Source organism: Spirobacillus cienkowskii, assembly GCF_037081835.1.
Taxonomy (GTDB): domain Bacteria; phylum Bdellovibrionota_B; class Oligoflexia; order Silvanigrellales; family Silvanigrellaceae; genus Silvanigrella; species Silvanigrella cienkowskii.
Genome location: NZ_CP146516.1, coordinates 2322738 through 2346151, shown reverse-complemented (window position 1 = coordinate 2346151; position 23414 = coordinate 2322738). Strand labels below are relative to the sequence as shown.

The 23414-nt window shown below is 32.3% G+C and carries 19 protein-coding genes and 1 CRISPR repeat array; of the genes, 13 read left to right on the top strand and 6 right to left on the bottom strand.

Going from position 1 to position 23414, the window contains the following annotated elements:
• Positions 1-138 precede the first annotated feature (138 nt).
• A complete protein-coding gene (locus tag Spiro2_RS10415; RefSeq protein WP_338635720.1) occupies positions 139-873 on the top strand; it encodes a VC0807 family protein in 735 nt (244 codons plus the stop codon).
• On the opposite strand, the gene Spiro2_RS10410 is transcribed toward Spiro2_RS10415, so the two are convergent.
• Positions 860-2095, bottom strand: coding sequence for an aspartate kinase (locus Spiro2_RS10410; protein WP_338635719.1), 1236 nt, complete (start codon positions 2093-2095; stop codon positions 860-862). The two genes, Spiro2_RS10415 and Spiro2_RS10410, sit on opposite strands and share 14 nt — an antisense overlap.
• 346 nt (positions 2096-2441) lie before the next feature.
• On the opposite strand from Spiro2_RS10410, the gene Spiro2_RS10405 reads away from it, so the two are divergent.
• The 3 genes from Spiro2_RS10405 to Spiro2_RS10395 are packed head-to-tail and all read left to right on the top strand — an operon-like array spanning position 2442 to position 4938.
• The gene (locus Spiro2_RS10405) at positions 2442-3497 is read left to right on the top strand and encodes a methionine ABC transporter ATP-binding protein (RefSeq protein ID WP_338635718.1); all 1056 of its coding nucleotides are present in this window, start codon (positions 2442-2444) and stop codon (positions 3495-3497) included.
• Positions 3466-4119 (top strand): methionine ABC transporter permease, encoded by a 654-nt coding sequence (locus tag Spiro2_RS10400; RefSeq protein WP_338635717.1) that lies wholly within the window; start codon positions 3466-3468, stop codon positions 4117-4119. Before Spiro2_RS10405 ends, Spiro2_RS10400 begins: the two co-directional genes overlap by 32 nt.
• A gap of 21 nt (positions 4120-4140) precedes the next feature.
• Complete coding sequence (locus Spiro2_RS10395; protein ID WP_338635716.1) at positions 4141-4938, top strand: MetQ/NlpA family ABC transporter substrate-binding protein; 798 nt, start codon at positions 4141-4143, stop codon at positions 4936-4938.
• Positions 4939-5045: 107 nt separating this feature from the next.
• On the opposite strand, the gene Spiro2_RS10390 is transcribed toward Spiro2_RS10395, so the two are convergent.
• A complete protein-coding gene (locus tag Spiro2_RS10390) occupies positions 5046-5939 on the bottom strand; it encodes an IS982 family transposase (RefSeq protein WP_338634920.1) in 894 nt (297 codons plus the stop codon).
• Between the two features lie 118 nt (positions 5940-6057).
• Positions 6058-7026 (bottom strand): DUF6607 family protein, encoded by a 969-nt coding sequence (locus Spiro2_RS10385; protein ID WP_338635714.1) that lies wholly within the window; start codon positions 7024-7026, stop codon positions 6058-6060.
• A 267-nt stretch (positions 7027-7293) separates the two neighbouring features.
• On the opposite strand from Spiro2_RS10385, the gene phnD reads away from it, so the two are divergent.
• The 8 genes from phnD (at position 7294) to Spiro2_RS10345 (ending at position 18490) form a co-directional block, all read left to right on the top strand.
• The gene (gene phnD / locus Spiro2_RS10380; RefSeq protein WP_338635713.1) at positions 7294-8196 is read left to right on the top strand and encodes a phosphate/phosphite/phosphonate ABC transporter substrate-binding protein; all 903 of its coding nucleotides are present in this window, start codon (positions 7294-7296) and stop codon (positions 8194-8196) included.
• A gap of 243 nt (positions 8197-8439) precedes the next feature.
• Positions 8440-9672, top strand: coding sequence for a hypothetical protein (locus tag Spiro2_RS10375; protein ID WP_338635712.1), 1233 nt, complete (start codon positions 8440-8442; stop codon positions 9670-9672).
• The gene (locus Spiro2_RS10370) at positions 9669-10517 is read left to right on the top strand and encodes a type I-F CRISPR-associated protein Csy2 (RefSeq protein WP_338635711.1); all 849 of its coding nucleotides are present in this window, start codon (positions 9669-9671) and stop codon (positions 10515-10517) included. Before Spiro2_RS10375 ends, Spiro2_RS10370 begins: the two co-directional genes overlap by 4 nt.
• A 2-nt stretch (positions 10518-10519) precedes the next feature.
• Complete coding sequence (csy3, locus tag Spiro2_RS10365; RefSeq protein WP_338635710.1) at positions 10520-11647, top strand: type I-F CRISPR-associated protein Csy3; 1128 nt, start codon at positions 10520-10522, stop codon at positions 11645-11647.
• Positions 11648-11678: 31 nt separating this feature from the next.
• Positions 11679-12278 (top strand): type I-F CRISPR-associated endoribonuclease Cas6/Csy4, encoded by a 600-nt coding sequence (gene cas6f / locus Spiro2_RS10360; protein WP_338635709.1) that lies wholly within the window; start codon positions 11679-11681, stop codon positions 12276-12278.
• A gap of 143 nt (positions 12279-12421) precedes the next feature.
• Positions 12422-13898: direct repeats of the CRISPR family, unit length 28 nt; unit sequence ATTAACCACCGCATAGGTGGCTGAGAAA.
• A gap of 105 nt (positions 13899-14003) precedes the next feature.
• Positions 14004-14951: a type I-F CRISPR-associated endonuclease Cas1f gene (cas1f, locus tag Spiro2_RS10355; protein ID WP_338635708.1), complete on the top strand. Its 948-nt coding sequence runs from the start codon at positions 14004-14006 to the stop codon at positions 14949-14951.
• 18 nt (positions 14952-14969) lie between these two features.
• Positions 14970-17669, top strand: a complete 2700-nt coding sequence (locus tag Spiro2_RS10350; protein ID WP_338635707.1) for an HD domain-containing protein — start codon at positions 14970-14972, stop codon at positions 17667-17669.
• Positions 17636-18490 carry a hypothetical protein gene (locus tag Spiro2_RS10345; protein ID WP_338635706.1) on the top strand — a complete coding sequence of 285 codons (855 nt, stop codon included), beginning with the start codon at positions 17636-17638 and terminating at the stop codon, positions 18488-18490. Before Spiro2_RS10350 ends, Spiro2_RS10345 begins: the two co-directional genes overlap by 34 nt.
• Before the next feature lie 75 nt (positions 18491-18565).
• Here Spiro2_RS10345 and Spiro2_RS10340 read toward each other — a convergent pair whose 3' ends face one another.
• Entirely contained in the window at positions 18566-19477 is a 912-nt protein-coding gene (locus Spiro2_RS10340) for an Rpn family recombination-promoting nuclease/putative transposase (RefSeq protein WP_338635705.1), read from the bottom strand.
• A 289-nt stretch (positions 19478-19766) separates the two neighbouring features.
• Positions 19767-21827 (bottom strand): site-specific recombinase, encoded by a 2061-nt coding sequence (locus Spiro2_RS10335; protein WP_338635704.1) that lies wholly within the window; start codon positions 21825-21827, stop codon positions 19767-19769.
• 84 nt (positions 21828-21911) lie between these two features.
• Here Spiro2_RS10335 and lepB point away from each other — a divergent pair, with 84 nt between their 5' ends.
• Positions 21912-22613: a signal peptidase I gene (lepB, locus tag Spiro2_RS10330; RefSeq protein ID WP_338635703.1), complete on the top strand. Its 702-nt coding sequence runs from the start codon at positions 21912-21914 to the stop codon at positions 22611-22613.
• A gap of 2 nt (positions 22614-22615) precedes the next feature.
• Here lepB and Spiro2_RS10325 read toward each other — a convergent pair whose 3' ends face one another.
• The gene (locus Spiro2_RS10325; RefSeq protein ID WP_338635702.1) at positions 22616-23344 is read right to left on the bottom strand and encodes a TVP38/TMEM64 family protein; all 729 of its coding nucleotides are present in this window, start codon (positions 23342-23344) and stop codon (positions 22616-22618) included.
• Positions 23345-23414: the final 70 nt, after the last annotated feature.

Below are 23414 nucleotides of genomic sequence, written 5' to 3'. Positions count from 1 at the left end.
TGGATAGGGTGGTGTTTTTAATCGGATGGTTTTACAAGAGTTTAAGTGAGCATTTTTTGCTGTGACCCTGATATTTTTGTGCTACTGTCTTTTTTTTATTCATTGTTTTTTGATAACTAGGAAAGATAGAAAACATTTATGGAACAATCAAATACTCATAAAAATAGCGTTATTACTGATAGTTATAATAAGGCGCCAAAAACCCAAGAAAATCTTTGGGCATCAATTATCTTTTATGTTGCTCTCCCTGTTTTAGTCCTTTCAAAGCTCAACACTTCATTAGGGCCTTTAAAAACACTGCTTTTGGCATTGGCAATTCCACTTTGTTACGGAATTTATGATTTTTCTAAAAGAAAACAAGCAAGTCCTATCGCAATTTTGGGTATTGTGAGTATTTTTATCAAAGGTATTTTTGCTTTTTATAAAGTTGATGGATTTTGGTTTGCTGTGCAAGAAGCATCTATCCCCACCTTTTTAGGTGTGTTTACTATTGTTAGTGCATGGATTGGTAAGCCTTTTGTGAATTATTTTGTTTATAACGAAAATATTTTTAAAATTGACTTGCTTGAAAATAAATTAAAAGAAAATAAAGCGGAGTCTCAATTTAAATCATTAATGTGGCAAGTTACCATGGTTTTTGGTTTTGCTTTTTTTCTAAGTGGTTTGTTAAATTATATTCTAGCAATACAAATTATTGTAAGCCCTGCTGGTACCGAATCTTTTAATAAAGAACTTGCCGAAATGACATGGAAAAGTTACATCGTTATTGCACTTCCTAAATTTTTAATTTCAATATTTGGTTTGTGGTGGTTTATTTTTAATCTTAAAAAATTAACAGGATTAAAAGCAAGCGAAATTCTTAAAGGCGGATAAATTCTGAGTGCAATACTTGAACAGCCTCTTCAATTTTTTCTTTTGGAATAAGACAAGCTACTTTAATTTCTGAAGTTGAAACCAGCAAAATTTTAATGTCTTTTGCACTTAAAGATTGAAACATTCTTGAAGCCACACCTGCATGCGTGCGCATACCAACTCCTACAATAGAAATTTTAGCAACATCATCATTTTTCTTAATGTTTGCTCTGGGAAAATAGTGACTTAAAATTTCGATTGCGTTTTGAGAATCAGACTGTGTGACTGTAAAACTAAACTTGGTATAATTTTCTTCTATATTTTGCGTAATGATATCTACATTAACATGCTTTTCTGCAAGTAGGCCAAATACATTTGCTAAAGTAAAAGAAGGGCTGTGAGGCAAACTAATTTGTATCCAAGATTCGTTTTGCGTCGCAGCAATTCCTGAAACAACTTCCCCTTCAATAGGGCAATTTAAAATGTCCATTGTTGTTCCTTTATCATTAGAAAACGTATTTTTAATCATTAATTTTATTCCCCACTTTGCAGCAAGTTGCACGCTCCGAATATGCAAAACTTTGCTTCCTTGGCTCGCCATTTCTAGCATTTCTTCGTAATGAATATGTCGAATAATTTTTGCATTTTTACACATACGGGGATCTGTCGTGTAAACGCCATCAACATCTGTATAAATAACGCATTCTTTAGCTCCAATTCCTGCAGCAATAGCAACTGCCGAGGTATCTGAGCCTCCACGTCCCAAAGAAGTAAGGTGGCCATTTTCAGTGATTCCCTGAAAACCTGCAATAATAGGCAATTTTCCTTGCTGAATAGCAGTATGAATTGCTGTGCTATTAATTTTTTGAATACTTGCTTTTGAAAATTCTGAGTTTGTTAAAATTCCTGCGTGTGCTGCGAGCATTGGTTCTGGGTGGATGCCTCGCTTGCGTAACGCAAGGCTTAATAAAGAAACTGACACCTGCTCTCCAGTAGAAACAAGCATGTCGTATTCGGGCACATTGTGCATCGTAGTAATTTGTTGCGCAAGCCCGATTAAGCGATTGGTTTCGCCAGACATTGCCGAAACGACAACAGCAGATGGCTTGAGTTTTACGCAGAGGTCGGCAACGTGCTCGATGCGTTCAATTGACCCAACACTGGTGCCGCCAAATTTAAAAACAGCTCCCAAACTTATAGTGAGTGGGGAGTTCAGAGGCTTATCAGGGACTGTGGTTTTCACATTTAACCTCATAAATAATGTGAGACAAATTTTACCATGGGCAATAACTCTTGTCATTAATTATTCATTAAAAATTCAAGTTGACGATATCGTGTTTGTGTGTTTTAAGGTGCCTGAGCGCCGATTTGACAATCAGCTTGCGGGCGTTCTGTTGTGAATAACTAAATTCAGCTAAAGCGGGAACTATCTCTATGTCCTTCATACTATCTTCTTTGCTTAATCTTTCTTTTTTTATTAAATTAAATAATAAACCTGTATTTAACTGTTATTCTTGTTATTTATAATCATTTATTGAAGTAACAAAAATAATATTTATTTTATTTGTTTTTAATTATTAGGTACTAATATGATTAAACTTATTGGAATTAAAAAAACTTTCAACACAAAACGAGGTCTTTCTTATGCCTTAAAAGGAATTGATCTCCATATTCTTAAAGGTGAGATATTTGGCATTATTGGAAAGAGTGGAGCAGGAAAAAGTACCTTGTTACGTACTGTTAATCTTTTAGAAAAACCAACACAGGGTGAGGTTGTTTTAGATGGTGTTTCTTTAACAGAACTAAAAGAGGTTGATTTAAGAAAACAGCGTCGTAATATTGGAATGATTTTTCAACATTTTAATCTTTTAGCATCTGCTCATGTTTTTGATAATGTGGCTTTGCCTCTTAGGCTTGCGGGTGAAAGCAAACAATTTATTAAAGAGCGAGTTAATTATTTACTAAATGTTACTGGTTTAACAGATAAAAGTAACTATTATCCGCATCAATTAAGCGGTGGACAAAAACAACGTGTTGCAATTGCACGCTCTTTGGCTACTAATCCAAAAGTATTATTATGTGATGAAGCCACTTCTGCCTTAGATCCAGAAACAACAAAATCAATATTATCTTTGTTAAAAGAAATTAATAGTAAATTTGGCGTTACAATATTATTAATCACTCATGAAATGGAAGTGGTAAAATCTATTTGTGATCGTGTTGCTGTAATTGAAAATGGCGAATTAGTAGAAATCAATTCTATGTTTCAATTGTTTAGCGCTCCTAAAACTCAAATTGCAAAATCTTTAGTTAAATCTACTTTTCATATTGCTCTTCCAGAAAGTATTGAAAATTCGTTACAACAAAATCCAAGTAGTGGTTTAGCGCCAATTCTTAAGTTTACTTTTATTGGAGAAACAGCGAGTCAATCTATTATTTCAACATTTATTGTTAAATTTGGTTTGCAAGTGAATATTTTGCAAGCACACATTGATTTAGTCAATAATTCTCCTCTAGGTTTGATGCTTTGTCAGGTAATTGGAGAGCAAAAAGATATTGATTTGGGTATTCATTTTTTAAATCAGTTAAATATTTCTACAGAGGTTTTAGGATATGTTCCTGGAAACATTAAATACACTGCTTGATGCAACGCTTTCAACAATTTATATGGTTTTGGTTGCAGGATTTTCTGCATTTATAGTTGGTTTGCCAATTGCAATTGGTCTTACCGTTACAGCTAAAGGTATGTTTTATGAAAATGTGTTGGTTCATAAAATATTAAGTAGTATTGTAACAATTGGCCGCTCTGTTCCTTTTGTAATTTTAATGGTAGCTATAATTCCGTTTACTCGTTTTATTGTAGGATCTTCTATTGGTACTGCTGCAGCAATGGTACCATTAAGTGTTGCAGCAATTCCTTTTTTTGCAAGAGTGGTAGAAGGTAAATTAGCGAGTGTGAATTCTGGACTTATAGAAGCGGCACAAGCAATGGGTGCATCACCAATTCAAATTATATATAAAGTTTTGTTACCTGAAGCGGTGCCAGGAATATCGAATGCGTGCACAATTTTATTTGTAAGTCTTACAGAATATTCTGCAATGGCAGGTGCTGTGGGGGGAAGTGGCTTAGGTAATATGGCGATACAGTATGGGTATTATCAATTTAATACTCCTGTTATGTTACAAGCCCTAGTTATGTTAGTTTTACTTGTATTAATTATTCAGTTTTTAGGCGACTTTATCACTCGTAAAGTTTCTCATTTGTAAAATTAATGATAAGGATTTTCTATGACTTTAAAATGTATTATAAAATTTGTTTTTTTACCTGTTTTGTTATTTTTAAAAATCAATTTATTGTTTGCAGAAGAAACTATAAAAATAGGAATTACTGCAGGACCTTCTGTACAAATTATGGAAGTTGCAAAAAAAATTGCCAAAGAAAAATACAATTTAAATTTTAAAATTGTTCCTTTTGTCGATTATCAAATGCCGAATGAGGCGCTAAATTCTGGTGATCTTGATGCAAACATTTTTCAAACAGTCTCGTTTTTAAATCAAGCTATTGAAAAAAGAGGATATAAGTTAGCTATTGTAGCCAATACTTTTATTTATCCTATGGGAATTTATTCTCGCAAGATCAAAAATATTAATCAAATTAAAGAAAAGGATTCTATTATTATTCCTAATGATACCAGTAATCAAGGTAGAGCATTAGTATTGTTACAAAATGCCGGATTAATAAAGTTACGTCATAATGCTGGCGAGCTTCCAAACTTAAAAGATATTGTCCAAAATCCTAAAAGTTTAACGATTAGAACTGTAGACGCTGCTCAGGCTGCGCGTGCATCCTATGATGTGACTGCTGTTGTCTTAAATAATGATTTTGTTTTAAATGCAGGTTTTAAGCCTGCAGAAGCGCTTGTTCGCGAAAACCCCACAACTGCAAAAACTTATGTGAATGTCATTGTTGTAAGGCAAGTTGATAAAGATAAGAAAATATTTCAAACTTTAAAAGCTATTATGAATTCTGATGAAATTAAGAAAAAGACCGAAGAACTTTTTCCTGGCGCAGTGCCTGCATGGTAATTTTTAATAATTAAAAATATTTTTAAATTAATTTTAATTTATGAAATAAAAAATTAAAAAGTTGAAAAATAAAGTTATAATGCCAATTAATAGTTGAGAAAAATCAATTAGAATTTGAATAAGTAGTTAAACAGGCAGGCAGAAAATCGTCCGAAAACATGGACGATAAGGCCTTTAGTCGATCGAACTTTTGATGCGATTTGAATACCGCTGGATTCAATTAACCAGTTAAAAAGGATTTCAATGGACTGCCGAATAGAGCTAACAGATTTAGAATAAACTTTCTCATCACTAGAAAGAGTTTTTTTATTCCGAGAGAGTTTAATTGGTGTGTGTAATTTAGAGTTTATTTGATTCAAGTTTTTTTTAGTTGATTTGTCACAGTAAGCACGATCGGCAAAGATTTGCGAATGTTTGAAGTTTAAAAGATCATTCTTAACAGCAGTTAAGTCGTGAGTTGCGGCGGGTGTGATTTTAAAATCAATAGGTGCGGCAAGTTTTTTATTTTGAAACAAAGCAGCGAGATGAAGTTTTAACCCATAGTAAAATTTATCTTTTGAAGAGCAATAGCCAATAGCAGAAATATCGTTTGCAGTATTGCACTTGTGCGCCCGAAAACCAGTTGTGAGTATAATAGGTAAAGAGTCAATAAGAATAAAAGGTTTGGATTTTGTTTTAGGGATTTTAAATTTATTATTTTTTAAAATAAAGTTTGCAAGTTCAGGAAAGAGTTTACTTAAGCTATTAAGTCTTGACAAAAATCCTTCATAAGAAGGCAAGTGAGGAAACCAGTTTGGAATAAAATTTTTAGTGAAGTTAAAAATAGCTTTTATATTTTTTTGTTTCATTAAAACTCCAAAGATGTAAATAGTGGTGACTTCTTGGTCTGTGAACGAGGGATTTGAGTTTGGACTAATTTTTAAAAAAGAGGTTGGAGAGAGTTGAGAAAAGAAATCGCAGGTAGTAAGGTATACAGTGATGAGTTGGCTCTGCCAGTCCATTGGTAGCTCCTTTGTTAATTTTGTTTGTGCAAAAATTATTTAACAAATTGGAGCTATTTCTTCAAGCCTCACAATAACTTTCTCAACTATTAACTGGCATTTATAATTTATTGTAACTTTATTTTTTATACAAGTTAATAACGTTTAAAATTTCATTTTTAGTGCTAGCTCTTTGTTCGGGGTTAGTAAGGTCTAAATGTAAAGCTTGCTTTTCTATTTCCCAAATTTTTACATAACGTGGAGTGGGATTTGTTGGAGTTGTTTCTGAAAACGGTGCGCTTCCGTTTAATACTTCACTCCAAGTTTCTCGTAACAGTTTCCAAAACTCGAGTTTAGGTGCCATAAAGTTTTGTGCAACTGAGCATTCTTGATCATTTAAACGAATGTACCAGTTTTTCCCTTCTTCCCTAGCAAGCGGAAGTTTAGTTTCGTTTTGATAAATTGTTTTAATATTTTCTTGTCTTTCTAACCAATTTTGATTGTATACAATCACTTTGGTTGTGCGATTTAAAGTGTTATAATCTTTTCTTTTCATATCGCGTGTTTCACGTCCTGGAATTGGGGCAAAATTATTGCCGCAGCTCCAAGTTAAATACTGTGAACTTGTATCCCATTGTGAGGCGCATTGGTACCTTAGGCCATCGTCAAGATTTGTAATACGTCTTGTCCATAAATCTTGTTCTGGAATTTTGACGATCCATTCTGATGGTTTAACGAATTCATATAAAAATGGTGCATTATACTCCCAGTCTTCTGCATGATGTTTTAAAATACTGTGTTCTATAAAGTTTCCATTTAAATCTGTTGAAAACAAAATATGTTGCAGTCTTATTTGATTTGGAGAAATTTCTTCTGAATATATCCATTCTTTAACAGAATGATTTTTATTAACATCATAAACTCTTTTGTCTACAAGATAATCTGGTTGTAAGCTTTCAGTTTCTGTGTAGTTATAATCCACCAAAAAACAACCAGACATTTTAGATATCGCATTTTTACCAGCAACATACTGATTGGTACGAAAATTTGCCTCTGCTGTATCTAATGTTGGTGAAAGAGAGAAAATTAAGGAAAGCAATTCATTCATGGCAACTCCATTAATTGATATTGATAACTTTTATCAATATCAATTAATAAAGGAGCAGGGAGCATATGTCAAGTTGGCGTGTTTATTTACATGATATCGATTTAAATTATATATAAAATAAGAATAATTTGTTTATATTTGTATTTTTATAAATAAAAAGTAATTATTTAAAATAAAAGTAGAGTAATTTTGACAATTGAATTATATTATAGATAAATTTTAATATTAAAATTTGTTTTGTATCTTATTGCTTGGAGGCCAAAAAATATGAAATTAAATCTGGTTTCAGCAATGTGTTTTTTGTTACCAATCACAAGTTCTTATGCATTAGATAAACTTGGTTCACATAATAACCCTTTAAAAATTGCAATTGTGCCATCGAGTCAAGCAATCCAAGCATTAGACAGTGCAAAGCCAGTCGCAAAATGTATTGAGCAAAAATCAAAAATTTTTATTACTTTACAAATTCCAAATAGTTATATAGCGGTTGTGGAAGCAATGGGGGCGCAAAAAGTAGATTTAGCATTTGGCGATATTGTGAGTTTTATCATTGCGCGAAATAAATTTGGTGCCGAGCCTCTATTACAAACCGTTCGGTATGGAATGCGCAGTTACCAATCGGCTATTTTTGTAAAAAGTAACTCTCCTATTAAAACAGTAAAAGATCTGAATGGAAAAAAATTTGCATACTCTGACGCCAGCTCTGCTTCAAGCTATATTTATCCTTCTATTTTAATGAAAAATACTAATGCTAAATTCGCACAAGAGGTTGCTACTGGAAGTATGGACGCCTCAATCATTGCGCTCATGCAAGGTCAGGTTGATGCGGCGGCCGCATATTACAATGCGCCAGATAAAGATTCTGGAAAAATATTAGATGCAAGATCAAGAGTAGAAAAAATTTATCCAAATATTTATAAAGAAACAAAAATTTTATGGTTATCGAAACCAATCCCTAATGAACCCGTGTATGTGCGCAAAGGCTTAAGTAACGATCTTAAAGTCAAGCTAGCTCCAGCTATTGCGCAATGTGCAAAAGACTTTCCAAATGCGATTAATAATATTCAAGAACTGCTACCTGTAAACAAAAAAAATAATGAGTATGATGACTTTATAAAAGAAATTGTAAAATCGGGTTTAAATATTTCGTCGATTTTTAATAAAAATTGAAAATTTGGAAAGATGAAAAATATTTAAAGAAAATTTTGACTAGGGTTCTTTTGTGTGCTAGCTACATCAGAATTGCATTTGTCCGATTCTTTTCGGTTGAGAAATTTATACTTTAACTTTTTATTTTTATATTAACCGTTGGGAAAACGGAGTATTTGTATTATTTTAAATTTAATAAAAGTTAAAGTATAAAGGATGTAATTAAAAATTCAAATAATTTTTATTATAAATAAGGGAGACAATGTGATTCAAAACGAAAAAAAAGAAGTTTCTAGTGACCCAATGCAGCCTAAAAATCCTGCAGCAAATGTATTTGGGCGCTCTGAGTTAAAAAAATTTATAATTGAAATTATTAATTCTTATGAAAAGGAATTGAGCAAAGATATTAATTTAGAAAACAATGCCAAGCTTCTTTTGCAAGACCAAAAATTTCTTGCAGATATTGTGCATGCAATAAAAGGAATGCAAAAATATAATGCAAAAATTCCAGATGCCAACACTCCAGTGCCTAACCCTTTTTTAAAAGAACCGCAGTATAAAGATCCTCGGTTTGCGTATTCTTTAACAACAAATTTTTTAAAAAACTTGTTTTGGGGTGGAAATGCAGCAGATAACAAAAAAAAGTATTTTTTTGTAACTCAATTTAAATACAATAATAAGTTAACATCTATTGCCGAAGAGCTGCATTCTGACAATTGGTTGCAATCGGATGTTATTAAGGTACTTTTTGAATTGGGTATTTTAGAAAAAAACTTATATTATTTAAAAGAAAAAATTGATGAAGCATTTTTTCATAATTCAACTTTTGCCACCGATCCGCAAATTTTATGGCCGCTTGACAATGGCAATTATCTTGCAATTAGTCCTATTGCTCATAATGGGATGTTACGTGAATTGTGGGAAAGAAGATATGCATCTCACGATACCTTATTCCGCCAGTTTGAAACTATTTCGGTGGGTGGTTCAAATCCTGTGAATGCGGGAGATTTGAGCGCTTCAATTGCCGGAAAATTTAAGCTCATCAAATTTACTTTTCCAAAGAGTAGAATCTCTCAATGCGAAACAGCATTTGATTATAAAGTGTATAAATTTTTTAATTTTAGTAATTATTTAATAGAATTAGAAAAAATTGATAATGAAGAAGAAGGAAGATTTCATTATACTTATAAAAATAAACAAAAACTAGAAAAAAATCTTCAAATATTAATTGAGAAATCTTTTGAAAATGTATTTGATATTATTGATGATTTACGGTTTAAAAAAGCAAGTACATCAAACTATATTTTAAAAAATTTTGATTACCGAGAACAAAATTTATATCATGAAGTAAACGAAAAAAATATAGAATTATTTTCAAGATATTGTGCTGATAAATTACAAAAATATGCAAATAAAAATGAAGAAGTTATTACAAATGGTATATCATTGCATTTAATTTATTTGTTTTCAAAATATTTGAAAGGTTGTTTATTATGAAAAATGGATTTTTAGGTGTGCATAATGTGGTGGTAACGGGTGCGCAAGCCATGGCGAATATTTATGTGGAGGGTTTTCCATCTGTTACGGGAATACTTGGAATGATGCATGCAACACAACGCAAGTGCAATTTTGAGCATAATAAAAATATTAAATTTAATGCGGTGTCGGTATTTTTACGAGAGTTAGAGTGTTCTATCACACACCCTCGCTTTACCCCTGGGCATGAAAATCAAAGAGCAAGCGGCAACTCTGCTATTGCAGCAACTGTAGATACACGTATTTTAAATTTTGTTGCAGATTTTGTTTTTAATATTGATTTATTAGATGAAAATTTAGATGAAAATATTGATTTTTTACAAAGCGAAGATTTTAAAAATATCTTTTTTTCTAACTTTTGCTGCAGTGGTGTTATTGAAAGTGTTGATAAAATAAAATTTGATGAAAGTTTCTTTACTCATTTAAATTCTATTCCATATAATGCGTTTGTATTAGAATGTGCAAGTGATGAGCTCATAAAAATAAAAAATGAACACGAAGTCGATGCATTGGAAGCATTGCTGCGTATGTGTGAAGGAGGAAAACGTGATGAAAAAAATGTAGATTTTTATGCTGTTCCGTTAGCTGTTGGTTTTGTTTCTTTAGACGAGCAGCCGCAGCAACGAGAAGGGGCTCGAGCTGTGCAGCACATTTATGCTGAACCGTTATTGGGAGCTGGCAGATTGCGCAATGTAAAATCGCTGCGTAATCACGAAAAACAAGAAAATCATAAAAAAATATTTTGGTCTTATTTTTCTAATTCAAAAATGTTTATTGCAAAATCAAATACTATTTTGGAGATTTAACTATGCAATTATTGCAACCAAGCTTACTTTCTTATTCGCGTTCTATACAAACAGGCAAGGGTTTATTTTACGCAATTGTTAATCATGAGGGGAAAAAAATAAAAACACCTGTTACTGTAGTGCAAACAAGCATCCGTGGTACGCAATCAAGCCATTCTGCAGGGCAAAGTTTTTATGATGAAAACCCAGATAAACCGAATTTGCAACGCATAGAGGTGGCGCACTTGCCTGCAAACTCCGATACCTTTGAGTGTGTGTTTTCTTTAAATGTATTAGGTAAGAGCATTAAACCCGATGCCTGTAATGACGAGCAATTTATAGAATATGTTGCCCAATTTTTAAAAATTTATACAGATAAAAATGGTTACGCAATTTTAGCACAAAAATATGTAAACCAAATTTTAAATGGTTCGTGGTTATGGCGCAACAGAGACGCCGATAACTTAACAATTACTATTAAAGTGATGAATCGTACCAATTTTTTAGAAGAATTTAATAATGAATGTCAATTTATTGTTGCGCAGCCTTATTCTGAGCAGCAAAAAAAATTTTTACAAATGTTAATCGATCAGTTTGCTGCCGCACTTTCTGGAAAAAGTCATTTATTACGATTAGAAATTACGGCAAGCGGTAAAATTGGTTTGGGGCAAGAAATTTTTCCAAGTCAAGAATTTATAGAAAAAGATAAAATGAAAGATGATATTGGCAGAGTTCTTGCAAAAACAAGCTTAGGTACAGTAGATAATCATGCCTACTTGCACCCGCAAAAAATAGGCAATGCCTTGCGCACTATTGATACTTGGTATTCCAATGCAAATTTTGTGCCCGCCTTACCCATTGAGCCTTATGGTGTTGATTCAAAAATGCAAAAAGCCATGCGTGTTTCTAAAGAAAGTAAAAATGATTTTTATTCTTTAGTAGAAAATATTATTTCTTTAACCGAAGAACTTAAAGCATCAAAAAATGTAGAAGAAATACCTGGAAATGTACATTTTGTTGTTGGGTGTTTAGTTCGCGGCGGTGTGTTTAGTTACTCTAGCCAAGAAAGTTTTGAAAAGCGCAAAAAGAAAGAAGCAGAAAAGGCATCTAAAAAGCAAATAAAGAAAGATAATAAAAAAATTGGATCTTGATGCGAATGCTTAATTGTAAGGAAAAATAGTGATGAATTTAAATTATTATTTAGACATTAAATTAACAGATCTTTCTAAGTTTACAGCAATGGATATTAAAAAAATTTATCAGCATTTTCATACTATTGTTGGTAAAGCAGAAGGCTGTATTGCTGTTTCGTTTCCAGAATGGAGCGATCAATCTATTGGTGGAGTTATTCGTTTTTTAGGAAGTGAAGATCAGTTGCAGTTTATTTCACGTTCGGCTTGGTTAAATCAAAATGCAGAGCGTGGTTTGCTAGATGTGAGTCGTATTAAAAAGGTACCAGAAAGCACAACAACATATTACCGTTTTTTTAGAAATCGTGGCATAGAAAAACAAACCCCTGCTTTTTTTGAACGCATTAAAAGACGTTACGCACGAAAAAATAAAGAGCATCTATTTAATAAACCTCAGTTAGGAGAGTCAATAAAAACACGTCTTCAGTCAATTGCTCATGGAATACCTGTTGATAGCAGTTCTACTGCGCAAAAAGGATTTGTGTTATTTATAGCGCGTGAACAGGTGGAACCTCCATTTGACTTGCAGAGGGATATTAAATTTTCAAGCTATGGACTTGCTCCTCAAGGGGTGGGTGTTCCGCATTTTTAATTCTATGCACCCATTGTGTATAGACTGTTATTTGAAAACCTTATAAATACTATGCTTTTTTAAAATTGCCTAAAGCAATGGTGCAGTGGTTTAAATTATAATGTATTGCATTGTTACCAGTATGTTGTTACAAAAATTAGAGCATTAACCACCGCATAGGTGGCTGAGAAATTGTGGCTAAAATTTTGTCTGACACATGATATATTAACCACCGCATAGGTGGCTGAGAAACCTAATACTCCACTTGTGTATAATGTTTTATAAATTAACCACCGCATAGGTGGCTGAGAAAAATTCAGAAAGAGCCTGCTCCACATCGTCTTTATTAACCACCGCATAGGTGGCTGAGAAAACCCCTTATTTAAACTCCGTTTGTAAAGGGGTATTAACCACCGCATAGGTGGCTGAGAAAATTTTTAAGTCAATACAAAGAAAAAGAATAGCGATTAACCACCGCATAGGTGGCTGAGAAATGGTGCATTTATGGCAGCCTCATTGCTTACGCATTAACCACCGCATAGGTGGCTGAGAAACAACTGTTGCGATAAATAATAGTTGATTAAACATTAACCACCGCATAGGTGGCTGAGAAAAGATCCAGAGCCTGATGAAAAGAAAACATCACATTAACCACCGCATAGGTGGCTGAGAAAATAACCCGTCAATAATGCCGAGCGGATAATTTCATTAACCACCGCATAGGTGGCTGAGAAACCTAATACTCCACTTGTGTATAATGTTTTATAAATTAACCACCGCATAGGTGGCTGAGAAATATCAAAATTTTCTTCTCCAAAAGCATAAAGAAATTAACCACCGCATAGGTGGCTGAGAAATTTCCAAAGAGGATATGTTGCAGCGTTGATATTATTAACCACCGCATAGGTGGCTGAGAAAATTTAATACAAATAGAGTTCAAAAAACAACCACATTAACCACCGCATAGGTGGCTGAGAAATAAACGTATAATTGCTCGTGGTGTTTGCAATAATTAACCACCGCATAGGTGGCTGAGAAAGTTTTGTATAGTATATGTTACATCTGAGCAATATTAACCACCGCATAGGTGGCTGAGAAAAATAAAACAAAGGCATAACAAATAATATAACAATTAACCACCGCATAGGTGGCTGAGAAAACTTATTACAGCGGAAAATAAATAGACTAGCTATTAACCACCGCATAGGTGGCTGAGAAAATTTGTAAATGATGCGCCACGGTAAGTTGCTGATTAACCACCGCATAGGTGGCTGAGAAACCAATGGTTAAAACAAGGTGTTGGTGATTTGCCATTAACCACCGCATAGGTGGCTGAGAAATTTGGTTCAATTGCTTTGACATACCTGCATTTATTAACCACCGCATAGGTGGCTGAGAAACTCAAATTTAATTAATGCAGTATTTAAAACGACATTAACCACCGCATAGGTGGCTGAGAAATACAAAACTTTCTAAAGCACAAACAAACATCAATTAACCACCGCATAGGTGGCTGAGAAATCTTCATATAGTAGTCTAAATAATAAAGAATAATTAACCACCGCATAGGTGGCTGAGAAACAGAAAACGTGTTAGATGTCTCTATGAATAACATTAACCACCGTGTAGGTGGCTGAGAAATTATGATTATAGGTATTTTCACTAGTATTGTTTCCCGCCGCATAGGCGGTTTTTATTTTTAACTTAATCATTCTTATTAATTCCTAAATAAAAAAGAGATTATTTATGGCTATTTTACCCACACATAAAGCTGCAATTGTTTATTTAGAACATTGTCGTATTTCGGTGCGTAACGATATGGTTACTTTTACTAGAAAACCAGATGCGTTAGAAAAAATTATGCTCGAAAAACATTATTCTTTACCTTATGGAAACATAAATGCACTTGTTTTAGGCCCAGGTACTTCAATTTCACAAAAAGCCGCGTATTTATTATCTGGAGAATCTGTTTCTGTCATATTTACTGGAGGAGGTGGTACTCCTGTTTATTTAGCGTCGCAGTCTGAATATCGCAAACCAGAATTTTTGCAAGGCTGGATTAAAATGTGGATCAACGATGACGCCAGATTACAGGTTGCAAAAGAATTTCAGCATCGTCGTTGTCAGTTAGTATTAGAATCTTGGAGTGAAATTTTTGAAAATGAAATTAACCCAGGTCACATTATAGAAGAATTTAGACAAAAAATGGAGAATGCAAAAAATACATTTGAACTCCTAGGTCACGAAGGAGACTTAACAAGAGGGCTTTTTAAAATATTAGCAAAAAATGTTTTGGATAAAGATTTTAAAAGAACCCGTTTTCTTAAAAAAGATAAAAAAAACATAATAAACATAAGTAAAAAAAATAAAAGTAACAAAACAAATATGACTGCTAACGAATTTTTAAATAGTGGTAATTATTTAGCTTACGGCTTGGCAAATTCTGCATTATGGATTTTAGGTATTTCGCATTCTCTGTCAGTTGTCCACGGCAAAACCCGAAGAGGTGGTTTGGTTTTTGATGTTGCCGATATTATTAAAGATGCCTCTGTATTGCCGTTATCATTTTTAGCAGAACTTAATAAATTAACTTATGGTCAATTTCGTACAGATTGCATTAATTGGTTTGAAAAAAATAAAGCCTTAAAAATTATGCTGGAAGAAATTAAAAAAGTAACAGAAAAATGGGTATAGTATTTAGGGAGATAAAATATGTTAATACTGTGCGTGAGCGAATGCACTAAAAAATCATTACCCAAGACAAGAAAAAATTTGTCAAAATATTTAAACCAAATTGGCAGGCGTACTTGGATTGGTAACTTATCAGAAGAGGGATATCAAGAACTTCACGAGTTACTTATAAAAAATTCAAGTAAAAAAACATCAATTACCTGTTACAAAATAGGTAAATATAATGACAAAAATTTTCTTTTTCATGTTGGAAATAAAATTCATTTTAGCGAAAATGGTGAATACAGTTATTCAATTACAAAAATGCAGAAAGAAATTGAAATGAATTTAAAATCAGAAGAAGAACAATTTTTTCTTTCTGTTTTAAAATTATCGGCTTTATTTCACGATCTTGGTAAGGCAACAGTTGGCTTTCAAGCAAAACTCAATAACGCGCTGCGCGATAATAAAATTAAAAAAGATGTTGTGCGCCATGAGCTTGTATCGTGTTTGATGATTTATGGTATTATTAAAAATAATATGGATGATAATATTATTTTTCAGCATTTATCAACCGAAGAAAATGTGCACAAATGCTTTTCTGAAAATTCTGAAAATTATCTTAATATTATTAAAAGTAGTTTAAATAAGTATTGCAAAACAGCAATTCGTGATCCTTGGCCGCAATTTAATAACTTTTTATTGAGTAATTCTAATCAATCAAAAGTTATTGAATATATTTTATGGCTTGTGCTCACTCACCACAAATTACCAGAAGCAAAAGATTTACGCGTGTGCTCGGGAGTTAAAAACTTTTGGCGCGAAGAGTTTGTTGATACCTCAAAAATTTTAGAAAAAAAGTTGCTCGATGAATTTTTAAATTTTTTAACCTTAAAAGAAGGTAAAAAACCTTGGGATAATGCAGAAAGTCCGCAATCTTGGTGCGCGTTGGTTGCAAAAGAATGTAATTTTATTGCAAAATATCTGCAAAACAATTTAAATAATAAAAATTTTATTGAAACCTATGTTCCCAATTATTTAAGACCACTTCTTATTATTTCTGACTACATGGGATCAGAAAAAAAAGAAAAATATTTAGGAGATTCTTTATCATTAAATTCTACAATTTTTGCAAATACAATATTGCAAAGTGACGAAAAATATTATGCAGACACTTTAGAAGTTCATTTAAATAAAGTCGCGCATTACACTAAAGTTTATTTTAACTGCATTTTTTTAAACAGCGAAGCGTTTTCTGCCGCAATGCCATTAAAATCTAAAAAACCAGAAAATGAAAGATTTTTATGGCAGCATGAAGTTTACCAAAAAATTGATCAATTAAAAAAAACAAATGCCTCTGCGCAAGTTTTTTGTGTGCTCACTTCCTCAACTGGAAGTGGAAAAACTCGAGCCATTGCTTTAGCATGTTCTGCCGCAGCGCAAGATCATAAACTGAGATATTCTTTGGGATTAGGATTGCGAACGTTAACGTTACAAACTGGGAGTGAATATAAAAAACTGTATGATGAATCCGATGTTGCTGTTGTGGTGGGTGATCGTTTAACCCGAGAAATTTGGGAGTCCCAAGCCGAAAATACTGATTTGTTGTATGATTCAGAAAATGGCACCTCAAATTCACCTCAGCTTTTAAAAGAACTCGAAGAGGCTAATTTTGTAATTGGTGGAAGAAATGAGAATAAAAGCATCCCGTTTTTAAATAAAACCCAAGAAGTGATTTTATCTACGCCTATTGTTGTGGCAACAATAGATCATTTTATTTCGGGCGCAGAAATTAAACGAGGCAGTGAATCCTTTATGGCATTGCGCTTGATGACTTCGGATTTAGCAATTGATGAGATAGATTCTTTTGCGGCATCTGATTTGGTGAGTATTGGTCGTTTGGTTTACTTAACGGGGTTTTACGGAAGAAATGTTGTGTTATCTTCTGCAAGTGTTCAAAGCGTTATTGTGCAAAAATTGTATGACGCATTTTTAGATGGTGTTAAAGACAGAAATTTAAAAAATACCAATGAGCAAAATTTAATCGTTTGTTTAGGTAGCAATTATAGCTCTTGTAGTTCTGCAAAATTAATGCCTATAAATAATAATGATGAATTTAAAAAATATTACAATGAATTTTTATTAAATCATTGCAATTATTTAAAAAAATCTCCAGAAAAGCACTATGCTGAATTTATTGAAGTTAAAGATAAAAAAAATTTTGAAGAAGAAAATTTTAACATTGTGTTGCAAGCCGCAGAACGCATGCATTTGAGACATTCGTATATGGTAAATAATAATTCTTTTAGATTTTCAATTGGTTTTGTAAGGTGGAATCGTACCCATATTTGTCGTGATTTTGCCAAATGGTTAATGGATGAAGAAAAGTCAGCAAGCGATTTAAAAATAGCAGTATTTTGTTACCATAGTTATTTAAATTTTGTGGATAGAAGACGTGTCGAAAGCTTTTTAGATAAAGGTTTAAAAAGAACAGAAAATTGCAACGATCCAAAAATACTTTTGAATTCTCCTGAGTTTCTAAAATGGTATGAGCAAAATAATTTTCCAAAAAATGTGATGATGCTTGTTTCTTCAACAAGTATTCAAGAAACGGGCCGTGATCATGATTACGATTGGACAATTCTTGATCCGTGCTCAACCCGCTCTATTGTGCAAGCTTCGGGAAGGGTGTTACGGCATCGTCCTCAGTGTTTGCCAACCGGCCCAATATTGGAATATTAAGATTTTCTTCACAAACATGGTTTGATAGTCACAACAAACAGGAAAAACCAAATAGTTGGGCATATCCTGGTGTTGAAACGGATTCAACATTTGGAGTGTTTTCGCATTTTGGATGGCGCGCAATGCGTAGGGCTGATTTTCCTAAAAAAGATAATATTGATTATGAAGTATATAGAAAAGTAGAAGAACAATTATTAAGTGCAGAAATTCAGCTGGAAATAAAAAAGGATGTTGTAATCAAGCGTATTCGAGATGCAGAAAAAGCAATTTTTGCTGAAGTTTCTAAAAAAATTGATTCGAGTCTTTGTTTGCTAGAATTAAAATATTATCTTGATTCTCCATTAACTGCAGTAGAACTGATTGAGCTGAGGGAGCATTTGATTAAAAATATTAAAAATAAATATAGTTTAGAAGAATTTATAAAAAATAAAAAACATCGTTTGACGCAGCATTTCTTTTTAAAAACAAGGTTTAGAAAAAATAAATTTGGAATTGAAGATGAGTATTTTCCTGTATATTTCAACGAAAAAAAATGGGATAGATGGTTATTAAAAACTAAGCCAAATGTTCCTACTCATAACAATGATTTTGCTGTTGCCATGAGTATTAAAGAGTATAACAATGTTTTAAAAAGTAAAAGAAATTTTTTTATTGACTATAATTTAATTTCAGAATTAAAAGAAATTAAAAAATTATTACCCAAAGAAACATGCGATAATGATAGTCTTAAAAAACTTGCAGCAATAAGGGTGCCATATTATTGGAAAGATAAAAAATTTAATTATCATCCTATTTTAGGTTTGGGTATTCGGGAAATTTAAAATTTAAATAGGTGGAGAGTCGTCAAATAACCCAGAGGAGTGCTGTATGGAAAACTTTTTCAGCACTCCCAATATTTAAAGATTTTCAATTTCTTCTGGGGAGAGTTTAGTAACTTTAACAATACTCATCAATGGAAAATCACTTGCTTTCATTGTTTTTGCGATATCAATCATATTTTTACGCCTACCGATTTCAATGCCTCTCGCTTCACCCTTCGCTTCACCCCTCGCTTCGCCCCTCGCTTCGCCTCTCGCTTCACCTTCAGCTCTGGCATCATCAAGTCGAGATGCTGTATCGAGTAGGTATTTTAAACGTTGTCTGTATGCGGCTCTTTCTTCGGGGTTATGACTTAAAAAGTACAAAGTTTCTTTTGCTTCCTCAAATAGTCTGTCTTGCATGGCGAGTTCCTCGAACACATGATTGTTTGATGCTTGAAAGAAGAGTAACCATTTTTCAAGCCTTGTCATACTGCCATTATACATATTTTTGGGCATTTTGGGTATAATTAAATAATGAATTTCGAGGTCGGGGGCCTCAATTTCGTGGTTATCAACATCCATCAAAGACAACATTCTATGATAGCTATTGTTTTCGGGGAAGAGGTCAAAGTTTATGATATTAATGCACACACAGCGGTTTAAGCCTTTGTAATGATTGCCAAGAGATAATTGCTCAACATACAAACTGCTCCAATAATACAAACTTCTTTTTACATAATGCTTTTGTGGAGCAACCTGCATTTCTATATTAATTTTGCTGCCATCATCGAGTTCTGCAAGTACATCTAAAAAACATTCTTTGCCATTGGCAATATTTTTTGAGAGAGAGGAGTTTAAAAAGATAACAGATTTTACCAATTTTTCGTTTTTATTGGCAAACACGCTATTGACAAGATCAATAAAGAGTTCTTGTTTTTCACCAAAAATCTTTTTGAATATGGAATCAACCTTGGGGTCTAAAATATCAACAGATTCTGTTTGAATCATAAAAATCCTCTAACAATTAAACTGGTTATTTTTAATCCCGCTTTAGTAAATTGGATTTGTGTTTAGCAAATGCAACTGTGGCGAGCTTCAAGTGAAATTCAAACTTGAAGCTCGCCACCCTAATTGCAATGCGAATACCAGTCAATTGTATGAAATTAAAAAATGAGTTAAATGGTAATATGCTAAAATTTAAGGATTTATTAATATTTGAGAAAAAATTCTAGTATTATAATCTAATTTTAGAAATTCTATACAAAAATAACTAAACAAAAAATATTTATAATTTTGTTTAGTTATTTTTTTGGGTAGGATAAAAAAATTCTAAAGGTGAAGATAATAATCTTTTTATAATTGCTTTTCTAATTATTTTTCTGCCAACGCTCTGAATTTTACGGGCTCTAATTGCCACAGACATAGCAAGCCAAAAACTGACAGATAAATTTAAAAGACCAATTGCTACAATACCAAAGCAAGCTAAAATAAAATCAGAATTGTAAAATTCGTTTAAACCTATACTCGATAGTGCAAAAGAAAATCCACCAGCGGCTAAGGTTACATGTCTAACGTCAAGAGGAATACCAAAAAACATTCCTACAGAAGGGGTCATGCCCAACATAATGCCTAATGACACATTACCGCCAAAGCCAGAAATATTATTTTTAAAAAATGCAGAGAATCGATTGGCATTGTTTTCGCCAAACACAAAAATCAGTCGTTTATTTTTTGCAATTGCTTCGGGAAGTCTACGATACACCGCCCAGTTTTCTAACCAGCCAGCAATAATGCTCGATAACCAAAGCAAGACACCTGTAAAAATCGCATAAAAAATACTTGGCCCTATAATTGAAAATGATTGAACAATTTTATGGGCGCGGTCTATATTTAAAACATGATTTCCAGTAATGAGTTTATAAGAAAAATCAATTAAAAAAACTGTTGGCATCACAACAACAATATTGCCAAAAATTGCAGAAAACTGCGAACGGGTTAATTTAGTCACTTCGTCAATAAATTCATTTAGCAATTTTTCATCTTGTACATTATGCAATTTTCCTGCCATTGCTGAGGCTGTCATAGATGGTTGTTTGGTTGCAAGTGTAAAACCTAATAATTGAATAAAAACAAAACTACAGGCATAATTTATAGAAGCAAAAAATCCTTCAAAGAAAATAGCGAGTTTTGAATGTACAATAATTGTTTTAAATAATGTGGTAAAACCTGTAATCAATCCGCCTCCTGCGGCAGATTTAAACATATGAAAATATTCTTTTTTATTGCTTGTTATATAATGCTCACCTGTGTGTCCAGCGCGTTCTACAATTTTTCTGGAAAGCTGATTGAGATTTGTTTGTACTAAAGCTCTAATGCTCTTTTTTTCAATACTTTCTCTAATAAGTTTTGCAATAAAAGCAGGAATTATACTGTATTTATTTGCATTTTCAATTTTATATAAAAATAACAACAAAATTTCTAAACGTGCTAAATGAAAAGAGACTTTTTCTAATTGATAAACTAATGTTACGCTTATTCCATATTCATCTAAATGATGAAAAACCTCTTGAATAGATTTTTTGCATTCTAAAATGTATTTATCGCAATTATAAACATATTTGGTAAGATTATCGTGTGATACATTATTATAAGAATTTAAAAATGCATCAACATAATCGCTTAATGCAATAAATGGAGAGTCTTTTATGTTTTTTAAGTTTGTGCGATTTCTAAATATATCTGATAATCCAATTGCATGAATTTGACTCGTTAAAATATAAATTGCATCTTCTATATCATTTTTTATTTTTGCCCATACATTATATTCATCAGATTCAAATAAAATCAGTTCATGAATTTTGATTATTGTTTCGGTCGATAAATTTTCAACCCATATAGCATCTTCTTCTCTAGGAAAGATTTTTAAAAAAAGTTCTGAAAGTTCTTTTTCCTCTGGTGGCGTTGGGATTATTTTGTTTAAAATTCTATCTGTGGCTTCTTGTAAAAATCCTGCTTCATTGGGGAGACCCGTATTACAAAAGAGCTGCAATGCACTGGTTTCATGAATAACAGATCTTAATGTCTGTGACACTGTTTGCTTCCATTCTGGGTTTCGATCTAAAAGTTGAAGAATAAAGCGAACTCGTGCTGTGTGAATTTGTCCAATAGAAGTATCAAATTGTATTGGTATTTTTTCTGTAGAACGAATCCAGGTCATGAGGTCTTGAATCCATTCAACCCGTTTTTCCAGAGATAATTTAGGATTTGCACTCGATAATAGCGTATTTAAATCATATTTTATCTTTCCTGCGAGGATAAATTTTTCAACTCCTGTTAAAAATTTTTTTATAAAATTCAAAATAGAACCTCCTATCGCTTTCTATCGCACTTCTATCAAGCTATGATATACCCAATTGGGTTCTTGTAAATGAGGTATTTTTTTATGAATAAAATTATAAGTGAAGTTAAATCAATTCTTATTATTGTATCAATTATAATCTTTTTTCGTTCGTCTTTTTTAAATTGGTATGTCATTCCAACGGGTTCTTTGTTGCCAACGTTAAAAATAGGCGACCATGTCGTTGTAAATAAGTTATCCTACGGATTTATGTTACCCCTTATGGAAACTCGAATTTTTAGTTGGGATCAGCCGCAACGAGGTGATATTGTTGTTTTTGAGGGGCCTGAATCAGAAAATCAATTGACTTTAATCAAGCGGGTTGTTGGGGTGCCCGGAGATGTGGTCAAGTTTACAAATGGAATTTTAACAGTAAATGGTGCTATCGCAAAGCAAGAGTTACAGCTTGATCGATCAATTTTAGAAAATATGGGTGGCAACGATAACTCCGATAGTTATAATTTATTTTTAGAATCTGGTTTTAGTCAATATCCTCACTATATTTTAAAAAGAAAATATAGAAGTCAAACCGATGAAGACACTCAAGAGTGGGTTGTACCAAAAGATAAATTACTATTAATAGGTGATAATCGAGATAACTCAGCAGATGGCCGTTCTTGGGGATTTATGGATCAAAATAGAATCTATGGCCGCGCATTTATGATTTCTTATTCTACTTATGATAAAAAAGATTCTATTTTGCCAGGTTTTAGAAATGAAAGATGGTTTAAAAAACTTGAGAATTAATGTTAGAATAATGTTTTATTTTTTTTTGTAATTGGTTTTTTAAGCAAGTATTCCCCAATTATTTTTAAAATAATTGGGGAAATTGATAAAAATAGCATAATTATTAAAAAATTTGGTGATACTAAATCGCGAGTGCTTTTTATATCAAGAATTTGATTGCCTGCAATGCTATAAATTATAATATGGGGCAATGTGCCAATTTGTGTTACTAAATAAAATTGCCAAGTAGGAATTTTTGTTAATCCCATTGCAGTATTAATTACAATTGCAGGTATCACTCCAGAAAACCTTGTTGATAATAAATAAACCCATCCATCTTTTTCAAAGCTTTGTGTTATTATTTTTATTTTTTTATCATTATTTTTATTTCGAATAAAATTATTTATAATAAATCTAGAAATGATAAATGAAAAAGTGTATGAAATTGTTATTATAACAGAACATAATAAAATAGTTTTTATACTCCCTATTAAAGAGCTTGTTAATAAAACAAAAAATGGACCAATAAATGGAAAATATAAAATTGTAAGTAGTAAAAATGAAATTGATATGACGCTCATCACAATGAGAGGTTTTTCTGAATAAAAAGATCTAAAAAAATCTGTGTAATTTTGAATGTTTTTAATAAGTAAGGTGTCTAATGAATTTTCTTTTGGTTCTTGAAAATATGATGCGTAACTTATTAAAAAAATGAACAATAATATCATAATAAAAATTAAATTTTTTTTCACATAAATTCCTTTTTTGTAATCCTTGTTGCAAATACTATAAATTATGTGTAATTCCAATAAAAGATGGATA